Here is a 1,272-nt window from a genome sequence, read left to right on the forward strand (position 1 = left end):
AGCCGTTAGGCGTAGGGCGGTAGCCTATAAAAGCCATTTAATTTTATCTTTAAATTTCCGTTTAAATGCTTTGAGTGGGTGTCTTTTATCGTACTCATCAATCCTTTTTTGCATTCTTTCGTTTGCTTTGTGATCGGCAAATTTTGAATAAGATTTTTCCATCTCATCTAACATTCTATCAATCCGTTTTTTATGTTGCCATTTCAGGTAAACATAAACACTTATAGCAATAAAAGACAATATCAATACATTGTAAAAAATGATTGTTACAATTTCGCTCACAGTTATTTTTTACCTTTTTCAATTTCTTCATTGATAAATGCACTCAATTCATCAAATTTCTTGTCATCATTGATAAATTTACGCAACTTAGGGAAGTTTCTATCTACATCTAAAAGAGGGTTATTTATTATTTCATTTAGCCAAAAAGCCCCTAATAAAACCTTGTAATGCGTAGCTTTCTTACGCTTTTCTGCTTGTTCTTTTGACTTAATCGCACGAATTTTCGCTTTGATTTCGTCCTGCTTGCGTTGTAAATCTGCTTGTTGCTGTTCCAATCTTGTAAGTTTTTCGCTTGCCATACTAGCCCCTTTATATAGTTAGAAATTATCGTTATTTTATTCAGTAGGTGCTAGGCTTGCAAGTGTTCTGTTCATTACGTTAAAATAACGTAATGCCCACTTATCAGTTTCTCTTCGAGAAACTGGTGGGCAAGCGTACCGCTTGACCGTTTCGCAATACTCAACACTATGGCAATCTATCATTTAAACGTTCGCTATTGCAGTAAAAGCAAAGGGCAATCAGCTCAAGCCAAAAACGACTACATCAACCGCAATGATAAATATTCAAAGCGGTTAGATGATTTACAGTTTTCAGGCTATGGTAATATGCCAAAATTTGCCGAAGATAATCCGCAAGAATTTTGGCGATTGTCAGATATTTACGAGCGAGCTAATGCCCGAGTTTGTACTGAAATTGAATTTGCTTTACCTAGAGAATTAACCCTAGAACAACAGCAAAAATTAGTAAGTTCGTTTATAGAAAATACGGTTGATAGCGGTAGCAATAAACTACCCTACTCTTTCGCTATCCATACCGATAAAAATAATCATAATCCCCATTGTCATTTGATATTTTCAGAACGCCAACTTGACGGCATAGACCGTACAGCCGAGCAGTTTTTTAAACGTGCTAATACTAAATCCCCAGAAAAGGGCGGAGCGATGAAAACGGCAGATTTTCGAGATCGTGAGTTTATCCAATCTGTCCGAA

3 protein-coding genes are annotated in these 1,272 nt (G+C 36.1%); 1 reads left to right on the plus strand and 2 read right to left on the minus strand.

What is annotated here, in order from left to right; all coding sequences use genetic code 11:
* Positions 1-24: 24 nt before the first annotated feature.
* Together C1746_RS22310 and C1746_RS22315 are read right to left on the minus strand one after the other, a co-directional pair.
* On the minus strand, positions 25-282 hold the full coding sequence (locus C1746_RS22310; RefSeq protein WP_047923193.1) for a hypothetical protein: 258 nt from the start codon (positions 280-282) through the stop codon (positions 25-27).
* A 2-nt stretch (positions 283-284) separates the two neighbouring features.
* Positions 285-581 carry a hypothetical protein gene (locus tag C1746_RS22315; protein WP_032490547.1) on the minus strand — a complete coding sequence of 99 codons (297 nt, stop codon included), beginning with the start codon at positions 579-581 and terminating at the stop codon, positions 285-287.
* A 168-nt stretch (positions 582-749) separates the two neighbouring features.
* Here C1746_RS22315 and C1746_RS21810 point away from each other — a divergent pair.
* Positions 750-1,272: MobA/MobL family protein (locus C1746_RS21810; protein WP_162868087.1), on the plus strand; the 523-nt coding region annotated here is incomplete at its 3' end.

The sequence above is a fragment of the Euzebya tangerina genome (genome assembly GCF_003074135.1).
Taxonomy (GTDB): Bacteria; Actinomycetota; Nitriliruptoria; order Euzebyales; family Euzebyaceae; genus Euzebya; species Euzebya tangerina.